Consider the following 16,828-nt stretch of genomic DNA (forward strand, 5'->3'; position numbering starts at 1 on the left):
CATGTCGACGATGACCGGCACCCAGGCGCGCGGTGCCGCGATCGTGGTCGCTCCCCGGTGGTCTCTTCCACCTCAACGAACCCTGTCGGAAAGGGTTCGATGCGCCAGTCGCGAGTACCCGATGAGCTTAGCGAACACCTCTCGAGGCGTGGTGAAGGCGCCGGCTACCGGCTGGCGGGTGCGGCCGTGCTGCCCCGAGGCGTGAGGTGGGCGGTCTCGTCCTGGTACGCCCCGATCGGCCGGCCCTCGATCGCGGCCAGGAGCTGGCGGGCCGCGTGTGCGCCATACGCCGGGATGTCGCGGCCCAGCGCGGTCAGCGGCGGGTGGGTGAGCTGGCACAGGGCCGAGTCGTCCCAGGCCACGATCGACAGGTCGCCGGGCACCGCGAGGCCCATCTCCTGCGCCACCGACAGGCCCGCGATGGCCATCACGTCGTTGTCGTAGATGATCGCCGTGGGTCGGCCGGCCGAGCTGAGGAAGCGGCGGGTGGCGCGGGCGCCCTCCTCGCCGGTGTAGTCCGAGGGCACGGTCAGCGACTGCTCCAGCCCCAGCCGCTCGGCCGCGTCGAGGAACGCCTGCCTGCGGATCTCGGTGTGCAGCAGCCCCGGCAGGCCGCCGACCCGCGCGATGCGACGGTGGCCGAGCGCCACGAGGTACTCCATGGTCTCCACCAGCGCCGCGGCGTCGTCGGCCCAGACGCTGGCCAGGCTGCCGGTGTGGCCGGGGCCGCCGATGACGACCGCGGGGAGCTGGAGCTCCTCCAGCACGGGCACGCGCCGGTCGTCGACCCGCAGGTCGCAGACGAACACGCCGTCCACCCGCCGCTCGCCCCACCAGCGCCGGTACACCGCGATCTCGGCATCCGGGTCGGCGACGACCTGGAGGGTCAGCGCGTACGACCGGGCCGACAGCTCCGCCTCGACGCCGCTGATCAGCTCCATGAAGAACGGCTCGATGCCGAGGATGCGCGCCGGACGGCACAGGGCGAGGCCGACCGCGTTGGCGGTGGCCCCGGAGAGCGCGCGGGCGGCGCTGTTGGGGTTGAAACCGATCTCCTGAGCTATCGCGATGATGCGCTGCCGGGTCGCCTCGGAGACGCCTGGCTGCCCGTTGAGGGCGTACGACACGGCGCCTTTGGAGACTCCGGCACGCCGCGCGATGTCAGCGATGGTGGGTCGCTTCACGGGCGCTCCTTAGTCACAAGCCGTCCTACGCTACCGCGCGCCCAGGTCAGAGCGGGTCTGCCGCAGGACGCTTGTCCGGTTAAGTGACCTTCAAATTACAGGTTGATCTAGGCGTTAACACGCCATTGACACTGTCTGAGGCCGGCCGTACCGTGTGCCTACTCAACCGGTTCAGTCAACACTCATCAATGATGTGGCGCTAGTCATATGTGGAGGCACTTATGCGTACGCGATTGGCGGTCGTCACGGCCGCGGCCGCGATAACCGCTCTGGTCGCCGGCTGCACCACCTCCTCCGGTGGCGGAGACGAGCCGGCGCAGGACGCCGAGGGTCCCGCCACCCTGACGTTCTGGAACACCGGCACCGACGAGGGCGCCCAGGCGCTCCAGGTCGCCGCGGACAAGTACAAGGAGTCTCACCCCAACGTCACGATCAAGGTGCAGGCGATCTCCTGGGACGACGGGCACGCGAAGGTGCTCACCGCCGCCACCTCCAAGACCGGGCCGGACATCATCTCCGGCGGCATGTCGTGGGGCATCGAGTTCGGCGAGCTGGGCGGCATGATCGACCTCAACAAAGAGGACATCGGCGACATCAAGGCGAAGACCCAGCCCGAGGTGCTCAAGTCGATCACGTCGCAGGACGGCTCGGTATACGGCGTTTCTCTGGACAACGCGTTCTACCTCCTCTACTACCGCCCCGACCTGCTCACGAAGGCCGGGCTGAGCGGCCCGCCGAAGACGTGGGAGGAGCTGACCTCGGCGATCACCAAGCTGAAGGCGGCCGGCGTGAAGACCCCGCTGGTGGAAAACTGGAGCACCTTCGAGTGGCTGCCCTGGTTCAACTGGCTCAAGCAGGCCGGCGGCTCCCTCTACGCCGACGACTGCTCCAAGGCCACCATCGACAGCGAGCAGGCGGTGCTCGCCACCACCAAGTGGGCCGAGCAGTACAAGAAGTTCGGCGTGCCGAAGGCCGCCAACGACTCCGCCGCGGGCCTCGCCAAGGGCGACGTCGCCATGGCCATCGACGGCTCCTGGGTGGTCAACGGCATCGACACCGCACACCCGGGCCTCAAGGGCAAGTGGCAGGTCGCCGCTCTCCCGACCGGTCCCGCGGGCGCCGGCACGTTCGTCGGCGGCCGGATCATCGGCGTGATGTCCTACTCCAAGTTCCCGAAGGCCGCGGTCGACTTCATCAAGTGGCTGTACACGGACGAGGCCATCCAGCTGGTCCAGAAGGAGACCTTCAACAAGGGCGGTGAGCTGTGGCTCTCGCCGCGGCCGGAGCTCGTCGACAGCCTCAACGCCACCGACAACGTGAAGCAGACGCTCAAGACCACGATGGAGACCATCAGCGGCCCGCCCAACTGCAAGGGCTGGGAGATCAGCGGCTCCGAGGTGACCAAGAAGCTCCAGTCGGTCGTCAACGACAACGTCGACCCGAAGAAGGCGCTCACCGAGGCCGCGACCATCATGAACAACAACCTCAAGTAGGGCCCGTGGCCACACCGACCACCACCGCGCCGGCGCCGGGTGCGCCGGCCGCGGGGGCCAAAGGTCCCGATCGGGTACGCCGGGTGAAGCGCTCGCCCGCCCTGCGGCGCATGCGGCTGCGGCGGGCGCTACCCGGATACCTGATGCTGCTGCCGTTCGCCGTGCTGTTCATCGGGTTTCTGGTGTGGCCGCTGGCAAACTCGCTGTACTTCGCGTTCACGAACTACAACGGCGTCAAGCCACCGTCCTTTGTGGGCTTCGACAACTTCCAGCGGCTGTGGTTCGAGGACGACCGGTTCCGCAAGGCGATCGTCAACTCGTTCGTCTACGTCGCCGCCGCCGTGACACTCACTACCGGGCTGGCGCTGGCTCTGGCGGTCGCCTTCCGCGGCACGAGCTGGCGCGACCGCATCATGCGCACGCTGTTCTTCCTGCCCGCCGTCACCTCCACGATCGCGGTCGCGCTGATCTGGCGGTGGATCTTCTCCGGTGAGGACTTCGGGCTCGCCAACACGGTGGTCGGCTGGTTCGGCGCGGAGCCAGTGCAGTGGCTCGCCACACCACACTGGACGATCCCGATCCTGGTGCTGATGGCGGTCTGGGGCGGCTGCGGCTACGGCATGGTGATTTTCGTGGCCGGGCTCAACGCGATACCGGAGGAGCACTACGAGTCGGCGCGGCTCGACGGCGCCACCGCGTGGCAGCAGTTCTGGTACATCACGCTGCCGCAGCTCAAACCCGTCACCACGTATGTCGTGATCACGAGCCTCATCTCGGCCTTCCAGATCTTCGAGGCGGTCTACATCGTCTTCCGTGCCGTCAGCACCGTCGGCGGCGTACAGGACAGCGGGCTGATGCTCGTGCCGTACCTCTACGACATGGGCTTCACGAAGTTCCAGCTCGGCTACGCCTCCGCGATCGCGTGGTCGCTCTTCGTCATCATCTTCATCGTGAGCATGATCCAGCTCCGGGTCACCCGCGCGCTGAGGGAGCTGTGATGCGACGCAACCTGTGGCCGACCGTTGCTCGGCTCCCGCTGTACATCTTCGGCGTCACCATGCTGGTGCCCTTCTACTGGATGGTCACCGCGGCCTTCAAACCGGTGCCGGAGCTGACCAAGAACCCACCGAGCTTCGTGCCGACCGACCCGACAGTGGACGCTTTCTACGAGCCCAAGTACGACCCCGACCAACGGGGTGAGCAGATCGTTTCCGGCCTCTTCCAGCGCTTCACCGACGTGCCAGGCGGCTTCGGGCGGTTCATGTTCAACAGCCTCGTCGTCGCCACCAGCATCACGGTGCTCTCGCTGCTGCTCGCCTCGCTCGCCGCGTACGCGCTGACCAAGATGGACCTGCCCGGCAAGCGGTTCATCTTCGTGGTCATCGTGGCCTCGATGATGGTGCCCTGGCAGGTCAGCCTGATCCCCAACTACCTCATCGTGCGCAACCTGGGCTGGCTCAACAGCTACGAGGGATACATCATCCCGGCGCTCGCCAAGGCGTTCGTCGTCTTCTTCCTGGTGCAGTACATGCGCTCGATCCCGGACGACCTCGTGCACGCGGCCCGGGTCGACGGCGCGGGGGAGTGGCGGATCTGGTGGCGGGTGGTGATGCCGCTGATGCGGCCGGCGCTCGCCGCGATGGCCATCTTCGTGGTGCTCGCCGAGTGGAACAACTTCCTGTGGCCGCTCATCATCGTGCAGAGCGACGACATGGCCAACCTGCCCGTCGCGCTCTCCCGGCTCAACGCGTCCAACGCGTTCAACCCGCAACACATGGCGGTCATCATGGCCGCCTCCTTGCTCACGTCCCTGCCCACCGTCATCGTTTTCTTGTTCTTCCAGAAGCACTTCACCAGGGGCATCGCGCTGTCCGGCATCAAGGGGTAACTACACATGGGTACATTCCGACCGCTGCACGACGGTTGGACAGTGGCATCGGCAGACTCTTCGGTCGAGCCGGTGCCGGCGGCCGTTCCCGGCTGCGTCCACACCGACCTGCTGGCTGCCGGCCGCATTCCCGATCCGTACCTCGACGAGAACGAGACAGCGCTGCGCTGGATCGGCCACACCGACTGGGTGTACGAGACGGCGTTCCAGTGGGACGGGGGCGACGATCCGCGCGTCGACCTCGCCTGCGCCGGGCTGGACACCGTCGCCACCGTCACCCTCAACGGCGTCGAGCTTGGCACCACCGCCAACATGCACCGGTCGTACCGGTTCGACGCGCGCCCGTACCTGCGGCCCGGCGAAAACCGGCTGCGCGTCCACTTCGGATCGGCGTACCGGTACGCGGAGGAAATGCGGGCCCAGCTCGGCGACCGGCCCAACGCGTACCCGGACCCGTTCAACCTCATCCGCAAGATGGCCTGCAACTTCGGGTGGGACTGGGGCCCCAACGTCGTCACCGCCGGCATCTGGCAGCCGATCGGCCTGCACAGCTGGGGCACCGCGCGGCTGGCCGCCGTCCGTCCACTGGTGACGGTCGAAGACGGGGTCGGGCGCGTCGCCGTACACGTGGACGTGGAGCGGGAGAGTGACGAACCCCTCGCGGTCAGCGCGGCGGTGGCCGGCTTCCGGGCCGAAACCACCATCCCGCCCGGCGAGCGCACCGCCGTCGTGACGCTGGAGGTCCGCGACCCCGAGCTGTGGTGGCCCCGGGGGTACGGCGAGCAGGCCCGCCACCTGCTCGACGTGACCCTGCGCTCGGCGGAAGGGGCCGCGGTCGACACCTGGCAGCGGCGGATCGGCTTCCGCTCGGTGCGACTCGACACGACCCCGGACGCGCACGGCACCCCGTTCACGATCGTGGTCAACGGCGTGCCGGTCTTCGCCCGCGGCGTCAACTGGATACCCAACGACACGTTCGTCACCCGGATGACCCGCGAGCGGTACGCGGAGCGGCTCGAGCAGGCCTGCGACGCCAACGTCAACCTGCTCCGGATCTGGGGCGGCGGCCGGTACGAGTCCGAGGAGTTCTACGACCTGGCCGACGAGCTAGGGCTGCTCGTCGTGCAGGACTTCCTCTTCGCCTGCGCCGCGTACCCGGAGGAGGAGCCGCTCGCCAGCGAGGTGGCGGCCGAGGCGCGGGAGCAGGTGACCCGGCTCGCCAGCCACCCGAGCCTCGTGGCCTGGTTCGGCAACAACGAAAACATCTGGGGCTTTCACGACTGGGGTTGGCCGGAACGACTCGAAGGGCGCACCTGGGGCGAGGGCTACTACATGCGGGTGCTGCCGGACATCGTCGCCGAGCTCGACCCCACCCGCCCGTACTGGCCGGGCAGCCCGTACTCCGGCCGCCCCGACCGGCACCCCAACGAGCCGGCACACGGCAGCATGCACATCTGGGACGTCTGGAACGACCGGGACTACACCCACTACCGCGACTACCGCCCCCGGTTCGTCGCGGAGTTCGGCTACCAGGGCCCGCCCGCGTACGCCACGCTGCGCCGCTCGGTCAGCGACGAGCCGCTGGCGCACGACTCGCCCGGCATGCGCCACCACCAGAAGGCGCTCGACGGCGACGCCAAGCTCCAGCGTGGACTCGACGCGCACCTGCCGGCACCCCGCGACTTCGACGACTGGCACTACCTCACACAGGTCAACCAGGCCCGCGCGCTCGCACTCGGCATCGAGCACTTCCGGTCGCTCCGTCCACTGTGCATGGGCACCGTCACGTGGCAGCTCAACGACTGCTGGCCGGTCACCTCCTGGGCGGCGGTCGACGGCGACGGTCGGCGCAAGCCGCTCTGGTACGCGCTGCGCCGCTCGTACGCGGACCGCCTGCTCACGATCCAGCCACGCGACGGCGACCTGGTGCTCGTCGCGGTCAACGACGGCGTGGAGCCGTGGCGCGGCCCGGCCAGCGTCACCCGGCTGGCCATCAACGGCGAGCCGCGCGGCAAGACGGCCGTCGACCTCGACGTGCCGCCACACTCGGCCGTGACGCTGGCGCTCCCCGCCGACGTGACCGGCAGCGAAGACCCACGGCGCGAGCTGCTGCTGGCCGAGACCGAGGGGCAGCGGGCATGGTGGTTCTTCGCCGAGGACAAAGACATCGCCTACCCCGCGCCGGAGTACGAGGCCACCGCCGAGCCGCTGCCGGACGGGTGGCGGGTCACCGTGCACGCCGGCACGATCCTGCGCGACCTGGCCCTCTTCCCCGACCGCCTGGACCCGTCCGCGTCGGCCGACGAACTGCTGGTGACGCTCCTCCCGGGCGAGACAGCGACGTTCCTGGTCAAGTCGCAGCTGCCTCTGGACAGGGCGGCGCTGACCCGCCGCCCCGTCCTGCGCTGCGTCAACGACGTAACCGCCCCCGGGCGTTGATCAGGGAGTTGGTGGGCGTGGCGCGCGGCGTGTCGCTGCACGAAGTCCCTGATCGACTGGAGGGGACATGAGTGGGCCGGTCCTCGCGGTCGACGTGGGCGGGACGAAGATCGCGGCGGCGATCGTGGAGGCGGATGGGACCCTTCGGGCCCGGGCCACTACCGCGACGCCGGCCGGGGCGGGCGGCCAGAAGGTCGCGGCGGCGCTCGACCGGCTCGTAAGCGATGTCGCCGCGCAGGGGCCACCGGCCCGTCTGGCGGGGCTCGGCGTCGGCTCCGCCGGCCCGCTCGACATCGCCGCCGGCACGGTCAGCCCGGTCAACATCCCCGACTGGCGGCCGTTTCCGATCCTCGACGCGCTCCGCCCGATCCTGCCGGGCCGGCCGGCGGTGCTCGGCGGCGACGGGCACTGCATGGCCCTTGGCGAGTACTGGCGGGGCGGCTACACCACCGCCGCCATGCTCGGCATGGTCGTGTCCACCGGGGTCGGCGGCGGGTTGGTGCTCGACGGCCGGATCCACACCGGCGTCACCGGCAACGCCGGCCACATCGGACACATCGTCGTCGACCTCGACGGTCCACAGTGTCCCTGCGGCGGCCGCGGCTGCGTCGAGGCGCTCGCCAGTGGACCGTCGATGACCAGGTGGGCGCGAGCCCAGGGCTGGGCACCCGCCGGCCCACCGGACGCCCGAACGCTCGCCCGGGACGCCCGCGACGGCCATCCCGTCGCCCGGGCGGCGTTTCAGCGCTCCGCCACCGCGCTGGCCGCCGGCATCGTCTGCGCCGGCGGCCTGCTCGACCTCGACGACGTGGTGGTCGGCGGCGGTGTGGCCGGCGCCGGCGACCTGCTCTTCACCCCACTCCGCGAGGCCGTCGCCGACCTGGCCGGTCTCGCCTTCATCCGCCGGGTGCGGATCCACCCGAGCCCGCTCGGCACAGACGCGGGTCTGCTTGGCGCTGCCGCTCTAGTCTTCGGGAGCAAACCATGAAAGCGCTCGCCCTCCTCGCCGCCCTGACCGTGATCCTGCCCGCCACTCCCGCCGTCGCGAGCGGGCCAACCGATGGCTTCGTCGTCCGCCACGGCACGGAGCTCAAGCTCGACGGCAAGAAGTTCCGCTTCGGCGGCAGCAACAACTACTACCTGATGTACAAGTCGCGGCTGATGGTCGACGACGTCTTCGCCGACGCGAAGTCGGCCGGCTTCACGGTGCTGCGCACCTGGGGCTTCCTCGACATCGGCAACCAGGACGGCTCGAACTCGGTCGCAGGCAAGGCCGACGGCGTCTACTTCCAGTACTGGGACGGCACCAAGCCCGCCTACAACGACGGCGCCGACGGGCTGGAGCGCCTCGACTACGTGCTCAAGGCCGCCGGCGACGCCGGCGTCAAGCTGATCGTGCCGCTCACCAACAACTGGAACGACTTCGGCGGCATCGCCCAGTACGTGCGCTGGCGCGGCGAACTGTCTCCTGACAGGGCGGGTAACCATGACGACTTCTACACCGACCCGGTCATCCGGGGCTGGTACAAGGACTGGATCTCGCACGTCCTCGAGCGCACCAACACGCTCACCGGCGTGAAGTACAAGGACGACCCGACGGTCATGATGTGGGAGCTCGGCAACGAGCCGCGGTGCAAGGGATCCGGTGGCTACCCGACCTCGCCCAACTGCACCACCCAGACGCTGACCACGTGGGCCGACGAGATGACCCGCCACATCAAGTCGACCGCCCCCAAGCAGCTGGCGGGCGTCGGCGACGAGGGCTTCTTCTGCGACGACCGCACCAGCTCCGACTGGACGATCAACTGCGGCGAGGGCGTCGACTCGATCGCGCTCGCCAAGCTGCCCGCCGTCGACATCATGTCCTACCACCTCTACCCGAAGCCGTGGGGCAAGGACGCGGCATGGGGCACCACGTGGATCGAGCGGCACAACCGCGAAGCCCGGCGGATCGGCAAGGCGGCGATGCTCGGCGAGTTCGGCTGGAACGACAAGGGCGACCGCAACCCGATCTTCAAGGAGTGGACGGACGCGGCCCGGACCAGCGGCGGCAACGGCTGGCTCTACTGGATCCTCTCCGGCGTGCAGGACGACGGCACGCTCTACCCCGACTACGACGGCTACACCGTCTACTGCCCGAGCCCGGTCTGCATCACGCTCGCCAACGCCGCCGACGACATCCGCCGCGGCCTGCGCTCGCGACCGCCGGTGGCCGACGGCGACACCGCCGTGACGGCCTTCGAGACGCCGGTCACGCTCACCCCGGCGGCGAACGACATCGCCTACCGCACCTCGGTCCGCGCCTCGTCGATCGACCTCGACCCGTCGGCGGCCGGGCAGCAGCGTTCGGCGACCGTCGAAGGTGGAGTGTTCACGCTGGACGGTGCCGGCGTGACGTTCACACCCGCCGCCGACTTCCGCGGCCGCGCAGCGGGCAGCTACACGGTGCGTGACCTCGCCGGCCGTACATCCAATGTGGCCGACCTGACCATCACTGTGCTGCCCGAGGCGACACCGCCGATCCAGCTCGCCACGTTCGAGACCGGCACCGAAGGCTGGGCGGCCGCGCCGTGGATGGCTGACATCGGCACGACCTCGCAGACCGCCGACTTCCACACCGAGGGCGCGTACGGCCTGCACATCTCGGCCACGGGCCAGGGCTGGTACGGCATCCGGCTACCCGCGCCGCTCGACCTGACCAGCAAGGTGGCGCTCAAGTTCGACCTGCGCACGGGGCCGGACGCCGGCACGAGCGGCGCGATCGCGGTCCAGTACGGCGACGTGCCGAGCTGGTGCCAGTCCAACTTCAGCTGGGTGCCGCAGAACACCCAAGTAACCGTAACGGCCGACCTGCTAACCCAGATGTCCTGCGACGCGACCGCGCTAGCCGACGTCCGCGAGATCTACATCTGGTCCCACCCCGGCGAATTCGACATCGACAACGTCCGCGCCGAGTAGCTCCACGGCAGATCGTGGTACTTGGCTGTAGCCGGAGCAGCAGTCAAGTACCACGATCTGACGGGTCAGGGGACGAGGCGGTACGCGCCGTCGCTGGCTGAGGTGGCCATCGAGGCGTAGGCGCGCAAGGCCGCCGACACCGGGCGGTCGCGGTTTATCGGGGTGTAGGGCTTGTCGCGCTTTTCCTGGGCGACCTTGCGGGCGTCGAGGACGTCGGCCGGCACGTTGAGCTCCAGCGACCGGGCCGGGATGTCGATGACGATCTCGTCGCCGTCTTCGACGAGGGCGATCAGGCCGCCGCCGGCCGCCTCGGGGGAGACGTGGCCGATGGAGAGGCCCGAGGTGCCGCCGGAGAAGCGGCCGTCGGTGATCAGCGCGCAGGCGCGGCCCAGGCCACGGCCCTTGAGGAACGAGGTCGGGTAGAGCATCTCCTGCATGCCGGGGCCGCCCTTCGGGCCCTCGTAGCGGATGACCACGACGTCGCCGGCCTGGACCTCCTTGTTGAGGATGCCGCTGACCGCCGCCTCCTGGGACTCGTAGACGCGGGCCGGGCCGGTGAAGCGCCAGACCTCCTCGGGCACGCCCGCGGTCTTGACCACGCAGCCGTCCGGCGCGATGTTGCCGTGCAGGATCGCCAGGCCGCCGTCGGCCGTGTAGGCGTGGGCCTTGTCGCGGATGCAGCCTTCGGCGGCGTCGACGTCGAGGCGGTCCCAGCGGTTTTCGGTCGAGAACGGCTGGGTGGTGCGCACGCCGCCGGGCGCGGCGTGGAAGAGCTCGATCGCCTCGGGGGTGGCCTCGCCGCCGCGGATGTCCCAGTCCGCGAGCCAGGACGTGAGGTCGGGCGCGTGCACCGAGCGCACGTCGCGGCGGAGCAGGCCGGCCCGGTCGAGCTCGCCGAGGATGGCCGGGATGCCGCCGGCCCGGTGCACGTCTTCCATGTGGTACTTCGGCGAGTTGGGCGCGACCTTGGACAGGCAGGGCACGCGGCGGGAGATCGCGTCGATGTCGGCGACGCCGAAGTCGAGCTCCGCCTCGCGGGCCGCGGCCAGCAGGTGCAGCACCGTGTTTGTCGAGCCGCCCATCGCCACGTCGAGCGCGACGGCGTTTTCGAAGGCGCTCCGGGAGGCGATCGCGCGGGGGAGGACCGAGGCGTCGTCGTTTTCGTACCACTGCTTGGCGATGTCGACGACCAGCCGGCCGGCCCGCTCGAAGAGCGCCCGGCGGGCGGCGTGGGTGGCCAATGTGGACCCGTTGCCCGGTAGGGCGAGGCCGATGGCCTCGGTGAGGCAGTTCATCGAGTTGGCGGTGAACATGCCGGAGCAGGAGCCGCAGGTCGGGCAGGCGGACCGCTCGATGTCGCCGAGCTGCGCGTCGGTGACCGCGTCGTTGGAGGAGGCGATCATCGCGTCGATCAGGTCGATCTTGTCGTGGACGATGCCCTCGATCGCGATGGTCTTGCCGGCCTCCATGGGGCCGCCGGAGACGAAGACCGTGGGGATGTTGAGCCGCAGCGCGGCGATCAGCATGCCCGGCGTGATCTTGTCGCAGTTGGAGATGCAGACGAGCGCGTCCGCGCAGTGCGCGTTGACCATGTACTCGACGGCGTCGGCGATCAGCTCGCGGCTGGGCAGCGAGTAGAGCATGCCGCCGTGGCCCATCGCGATGCCGTCGTCGACCGCGATCGTGTTGAACTCGCGCCCGACGCCGCCCGCCTCGGCCACCGCGTCGGCGACCAAGCCGCCGAGGTCTTTGAGGTGCACGTGCCCCGGTACGAACTGGGTGAAGCTATTGGCGATCGCGACGATCGGCTTGCCGAAATCGTCGTCCGTCATGCCGGTGGCGCGCCACAGGGCGCGGGCGCCGGCCATGGTGCGACCATGCGTGGAGGTCCTCGACCGCAGCTCAGGCATGAAACCAGTCTGTCACGTTTCAATATGCGGGAAGTGTCCAGGAGTGCCTCGTCCGTTTAGGCGCTTCGTGCCAATCCGTGGCGGGTCGCACATGCCGTCCCCCATGCCCCCTGGATATCCGGCAGCATGGTTTCGTGCCCCTCCCCTCGGTGGTGGCGGCCGTCGCGACGGCAGGCGTGGTGTTCGCGCTGGTCTGTGTCGTGCTGCTGGCCGCATCGGCGCGAGCGCGCGCTGGCGCGAGCCGCCGTGCCCACCGGCTGCTCGCCGCGGGGGCGGCAGCCGGTGCGCTGACCGCCGCGGGCGGCCTCGTCGCCAGCCGGGTGGTGGGCGAGCACGTCCGGCACGGCCAGCCCGAGATCCTGCTCGGCTGCGTGCTCGCGTTCGGCGTCGCGTCGTCAAGCGGCCTCTTGCTGGTCGGCATGCTCATGCTCCCCGGCGCCGCTCGCTCGGGCGCCGACGTCGCGCGTTACCTGCTCGACGGGCTGGTCATCGCGGTGGCCATCTGGTTCGTCGGGTGGGTGCTGGTCTCCGAGCCGACGCGGGCGCTGGGCGAGCTGACGCCGGCGTGGTGCGTGCCCCTGCTCGCGCCGGCGGGGATCGCCGCGCTGTCGCTCGGCGTCACCGTGATCACGGCCATGCGGGCGCCCAGGCCGCGCGGGCCGGTCGTGTGGGTCGGCGCCGGCGCGACGCTGGCCGCCGTGGCCGGCATCGGCCTGGCCCGGGGCGTGTGCCAGGGCCTGGTCCCGCTGGTCGACGCCAGCGCGATCGCGCTCCCGGCCGGCCTGGCCGTCGTGGCCTTCGCCGCCCGCCGCACCGACCGTCCGGCCCTCGCGAGGACCGTGACCGACGGCGACGGCGGCATTGAGGTCGACGACGAGCTGAGCCGCCGCGGCAGTGCCTACGCGTTCCTGCCGATGGCCGCGATGGCCGCCTCCGCGCTCTACCACCTGGTCCGCGGCGGCGCGTTCGACCTGGTCGGCATCGTCACCGGCAGCCTGGAGGGGTTCGCGCTGGTCGGGCGGCAGTTCGTGGCGCTGCGCGACGTCCGGGCGTACGCGGAGAGGCTGCGCGACCGGGAGGCACACTTCCGCGAGCTGGCACACACCGACCCGCTCACCGGCCTGGCCAATCGGCGCGGCCTGCTCAGCGCGCTGGAAGACGAGCAGGTGGCCGGCGCCCAGGCCGTGCTGCTCGCGCTCGACCTCGACGGGTTCAAAAACATCAACGACATGCGCGGCCACGACGTGGGCGACGCGGTGCTGGTCGAGGTCGGGCAGCGCCTCCGGATGAACCTGCGCCCCGGCGACGTGGCCGCCCGCCTCGGCGGCGACGAGTTCGCGGTGCTGATGTGGACCGGCCCGGCCGAGGCCCAGCGGGCCGCGTCCCGGCTGCTCGGCGTGCTCGGCGGGCCGTACGAGCAGGAGATGGGCACGGTCTTCCTCTCGGTCAGCATCGGCCTGGCCGGCTGCGCGACCGTCCCCGACGTGACCACGCTGCTGCGCAACGCCGACCTCGCGCTGCGCTGGGCCAAGACGCACGGCAAAAACCGGGTCGAGCTCTACGACATCGAGTACGACGTGAAGCTGCGCCGCCGCACCGAGCTGGAGCACGAGCTGCGCGGCGCGATCGACCGCGACGAGCTGCACCTCCAGTACCAGCCGGTCGTGGTGCTGCCCGACGTGCGGCCGGTGGGCGCCGAGGCGTTGCTCAGGTGGCAGCACCCGAGGCTGGGCCGGGTGGGTCCGGACGAGTTCATCCCGGTCGCCGAGGAGTGCGGGATGATCAACCGGCTCGGCGCGTGGGTGCTTCACCAGGCCTGCCACCAGTTGTCCCGGTGGCTGGCCGAGGGCCACGACGTCTGGGTCTCGGTCAACGTCTCGCCCCGCGAGCTGCACGCCACCTGCTACGTCGACCAGGTGAAGGACGCGCTGCGGGCACACCGGGTGCCGCCTCAGCGGCTGGTGCTGGAGGTGACCGAGCAAGCCGTCTCCACCGACGTCGAGGAGCTGATCCGCCGCCTGCGCGACCTGCGCGAGACCGGTGTGCGGATCGCGCTCGACGACTTCGGGTCGGGGTATTCCTCGTTGGGCCAGCTCCGCCGCCTCCCGGTCGACATCCTGAAGATCGACCATTCGCTGTTGGAGCGGCAGATGATCCGGGTGGTGGTCGAGCTCGGTCACCAGTTCGGGTTGGAGGTCATCGCCGAGGGCATCGGCGAGCAGCGGCAGATGGCGATGGTGGTCGACGCCGGATGCAAGCTCGGCCAGGGTTACCTGTCCGGGTGGCCGGTGCCGGCGGAGCACTTCGAGGCGCGCTTGGATTCCGCCACGTCACCCGCTCGAGTCGTGCCCGTACCTGAGCAGAAAGCCGCGCGGCGCGCCCACAATGTGAGAGCAGTTGACTCATCGCGTGAGATGCGTCAGGCTTAGCGCCATGCCGACCTGGTCGTCTCGAGTACTTACCTGAGCGCACTCTCCCCTCGGAGAGTGCGCTGGCCCCGTGCGTTCGCACGCGGGCCTTTTTTGTGCCTTGCCAACAGCCATGTGACCCCGAGACCGCCGACCACGAGCCAGAAGGCTGAACGCCATGACGAGACCAACACCTGAGACCCTCGCCCACCGCGCACCGTCGCCGGCGATGCTCGCCAACTCGGCCGCTCCGGCCGCCCCGGCCGCGCCGCCCGCCCCCACCAAGGTCTCCGGGGCGGTAAGCCTCGTCAAGTCGCTCGAGGCGCTCGGCGTCGACGTCATGTTCGGCATCCCGGGCGGGGCGATCCTGCCGGCGTACGACCCGATCTACGACTCGACGGTCCGGCACATCCTGGTCCGCCACGAGCAGGGCGCGGGGCACGCGGCCACCGGATACGCGCAGGCCACCGGCAAGGTCGGCGTCTGCATCGCCACCTCCGGCCCGGGCGCGACCAACCTGGTCACCCCGATCGCCGACGCGTACATGGACTCGGTGCCGATCGTCGCGATCACCGGCCAGGTGCCGCGGCCCGCGATCGGCACGGACGCCTTCCAGGAGGCGGACATCCAGGGCATCACCCTGCCGATCACCAAGCACAACTACCTGGTCACCACCGCCGAGGAGATCCCGCGGGTCCTGGCCGAGGCGTTCCACCTCGCCGGCACCGGGCGCCCCGGGCCGGTCCTCGTCGACATTCCCAAGGACGTGCTCCAGGCGCAGACCACGTTCAACTGGCCGCCAACGCTGGAACTGCCCGGCTACCGGCCGACGCTGCACCCGCACGGCAAGCAGATCCGGGAGGCCGCGCGGCTGATGACCTCGGCCCGGCGCCCGGTGCTCTACGTCGGCGGCGGCGTGCTCAAGGCCGAGGCCACCGACAGCCTGCGCAAGCTGGCCGAGCTGACCGGCATCCCGGTCGTGACCACGCTGATGGCGCGCGGCGCGTTCCCCGACTCGCACCCGCAGCACGTGGGCATGCCCGGCATGCACGGCTCGGTCTCCGCCGTGTACGCGCTGCAAAAGGCCGACCTGCTTGTCGCACTCGGCGCCCGCTTCGACGACCGGGTGACCGGCAAGCTCGACTCGTTCGCGCCGGACGCCGCGATCGTGCACGCCGACATCGACCCGGCCGAGATCGGCAAAAACCGCACCGCTGACGTCCCGATCGTGGGCGACGCGCGGCACGTCATCGACGAGCTGATCCAGGCCGTCTCGGCCGAGCGGGCGGCCGGCCGCACCGGCGACCGCACCGACTGGTGGACACAGCTCGACGACCTGCGCGAGCGATACCCGCTGGGCTGGGACGAGCCGACCGACGGCACGCTCGCCCCGCAGTACGTGATCAAGCGGCTGGGCGAGATCGCCGGGCCGGACGCGATCTACGTCGCCGGCGTCGGCCAGCACCAGATGTGGGCCTCCCAGTTCATCTCGTACGAGAAGCCGAACACCTGGCTCAACTCCGGCGGCGCCGGCACGATGGGCTACGCGGTCCCGGCCGCGATGGGTGCCAAGGTCGGCCAGCCGGACACCACCGTGTGGGCGATCGACGGCGACGGCTGCTTCCAGATGACCAACCAGGAGTTGGCCACCTGCGCGCTGGAGGGCATCCCGATCAAGGTCGCCATCATCAACAACGGCAACCTCGGCATGGTGCGGCAGTGGCAGACGCTGTTCTACAACGAGCGCTACTCCAACACCGACCTCGGCACCCACAAGCACCGCATCCCCGACTTCGTCAAGCTGGCCGAGGCGCTTGGCTGCATCGGCCTGCGCTGCGAGACCGCCGCCGACGTCGACAAGACGATCAAGGCGGCCATGGAGATCAACGACGCGCCCGTCGTGGTCGACTTCGTGGTCGGCAAGGACGCGATGGTGTGGCCGATGGTCGCCGCCGGCACCAGCAACGACGAGATCATGTTCGCCCGCGACATGCGCCCGAGCTTCGACGAGGACGACCTCTGATGACCAAGCACACGCTCTCTGTCCTGGTGGAAAACAAGCCGGGCATACTGGCCCGCGTCGCCGGGTTGTTCGCCCGCCGCGGGTTCAATATCGACTCGCTGGCGGTCGGGGAGACCGAGCACCCCGAGGTGTCCCGGATGACCATCGTGGTCAACGCCGAGGAGTCCCCGCTGGAGCAGGTCACCAAGCAGCTCAACAAGCTGGTGCACGTCTTGAAGATCGTCGAGCTGGACCCGGTCGTGGCCGTCCAGCGTGAGCTGCTCCTCGTGAAGGTCCGGGCCGACCGTCCGGTCCGCTCGCAGGTGCTCGAGACGGTCAACCTCTTCCGCGCGCGCGTCGTCGACGTGGCGCCGGACACGCTCACGATCGAGGCCACCGGCACGGCTGACAAGCTCGACGCGCTGCTGCGCGACCTCGAGCCGTACGGAATCAAGGAAATGGTGCAGTCCGGCATGGTGGCGATCGGCCGCGGCTCGCGCTCCATCACCACAGGGCCGGCGCTGCGCGCCGCCTGACCTACCGAAA

The 16,828-nt window shown here is 70.0% G+C and carries 11 protein-coding genes and 1 riboswitch; of the genes, 9 read left to right on the plus strand and 2 right to left on the minus strand.

Features of this window, described 5'->3' with window-relative positions:
* Positions 1–12 precede the first annotated feature (12 nt).
* A riboswitch (ZMP/ZTP riboswitch) is annotated at positions 13–122 on the minus strand.
* Positions 123–164: 42 nt separating this feature from the next.
* Positions 165–1,184, minus strand: coding sequence for a LacI family DNA-binding transcriptional regulator (locus tag AC5L36_RS20045; RefSeq protein WP_441215161.1), 1,020 nt, complete (start codon positions 1,182–1,184; stop codon positions 165–167).
* Positions 1,185–1,405: 221 nt separating this feature from the next.
* Here AC5L36_RS20045 and AC5L36_RS20050 point away from each other — a divergent pair, with 221 nt between their 5' ends.
* From AC5L36_RS20050 to AC5L36_RS20075, 6 genes are all read left to right on the plus strand, one after another.
* Complete coding sequence (locus AC5L36_RS20050) at positions 1,406–2,677, plus strand: extracellular solute-binding protein (RefSeq protein WP_441215163.1); 1,272 nt, start codon at positions 1,406–1,408, stop codon at positions 2,675–2,677.
* Positions 2,678–2,682: 5 nt separating this feature from the next.
* Positions 2,683–3,675, plus strand: coding sequence for a carbohydrate ABC transporter permease (locus AC5L36_RS20055; protein WP_441215164.1), 993 nt, complete (start codon positions 2,683–2,685; stop codon positions 3,673–3,675).
* Positions 3,675–4,565: a carbohydrate ABC transporter permease gene (locus tag AC5L36_RS20060; RefSeq protein ID WP_441215166.1), complete on the plus strand. Its 891-nt coding sequence runs from the start codon at positions 3,675–3,677 to the stop codon at positions 4,563–4,565. The genes AC5L36_RS20055 and AC5L36_RS20060 overlap by 1 nt, the downstream gene beginning before the upstream one ends.
* Before the next feature lie 6 nt (positions 4,566–4,571).
* Positions 4,572–7,004 (plus strand): glycoside hydrolase family 2 protein, encoded by a 2,433-nt coding sequence (locus tag AC5L36_RS20065; RefSeq protein ID WP_441215168.1) that lies wholly within the window; start codon positions 4,572–4,574, stop codon positions 7,002–7,004.
* A 67-nt stretch (positions 7,005–7,071) separates the two neighbouring features.
* The gene (locus tag AC5L36_RS20070; protein ID WP_441215169.1) at positions 7,072–7,992 is read left to right on the plus strand and encodes an ROK family protein; all 921 of its coding nucleotides are present in this window, start codon (positions 7,072–7,074) and stop codon (positions 7,990–7,992) included.
* Positions 7,989–9,962, plus strand: a complete 1,974-nt coding sequence (locus AC5L36_RS20075) for a cellulase family glycosylhydrolase (protein ID WP_441215170.1) — start codon at positions 7,989–7,991, stop codon at positions 9,960–9,962. Before AC5L36_RS20070 ends, AC5L36_RS20075 begins: the two co-directional genes overlap by 4 nt.
* Before the next feature lie 65 nt (positions 9,963–10,027).
* Here the strand turns inward: AC5L36_RS20075 and ilvD are convergent, their stop codons facing one another.
* Complete coding sequence (ilvD, locus tag AC5L36_RS20080) at positions 10,028–11,872, minus strand: dihydroxy-acid dehydratase (RefSeq protein ID WP_441215171.1); 1,845 nt, start codon at positions 11,870–11,872, stop codon at positions 10,028–10,030.
* A 134-nt stretch (positions 11,873–12,006) separates the two neighbouring features.
* On the opposite strand from ilvD, the gene AC5L36_RS20085 reads away from it, so the two are divergent.
* The 3 genes from AC5L36_RS20085 (at position 12,007) to ilvN (ending at position 16,818) form a co-directional block, all read left to right on the plus strand.
* The gene (locus AC5L36_RS20085) at positions 12,007–14,301 is read left to right on the plus strand and encodes a putative bifunctional diguanylate cyclase/phosphodiesterase (RefSeq protein WP_441215172.1); all 2,295 of its coding nucleotides are present in this window, start codon (positions 12,007–12,009) and stop codon (positions 14,299–14,301) included.
* 208 nt (positions 14,302–14,509) lie between these two features.
* On the plus strand, positions 14,510–16,303 hold the full coding sequence (locus AC5L36_RS20090) for an acetolactate synthase large subunit (protein ID WP_441215414.1): 1,794 nt from the start codon (positions 14,510–14,512) through the stop codon (positions 16,301–16,303).
* Positions 16,303–16,818 carry an acetolactate synthase small subunit gene (ilvN, locus tag AC5L36_RS20095; protein ID WP_173056056.1) on the plus strand — a complete coding sequence of 172 codons (516 nt, stop codon included), beginning with the start codon at positions 16,303–16,305 and terminating at the stop codon, positions 16,816–16,818. Before AC5L36_RS20090 ends, ilvN begins: the two co-directional genes overlap by 1 nt.
* Positions 16,819–16,828 lie beyond the last annotated feature (10 nt).

Source organism: Phytohabitans sp. LZ39, from assembly GCF_059359075.1.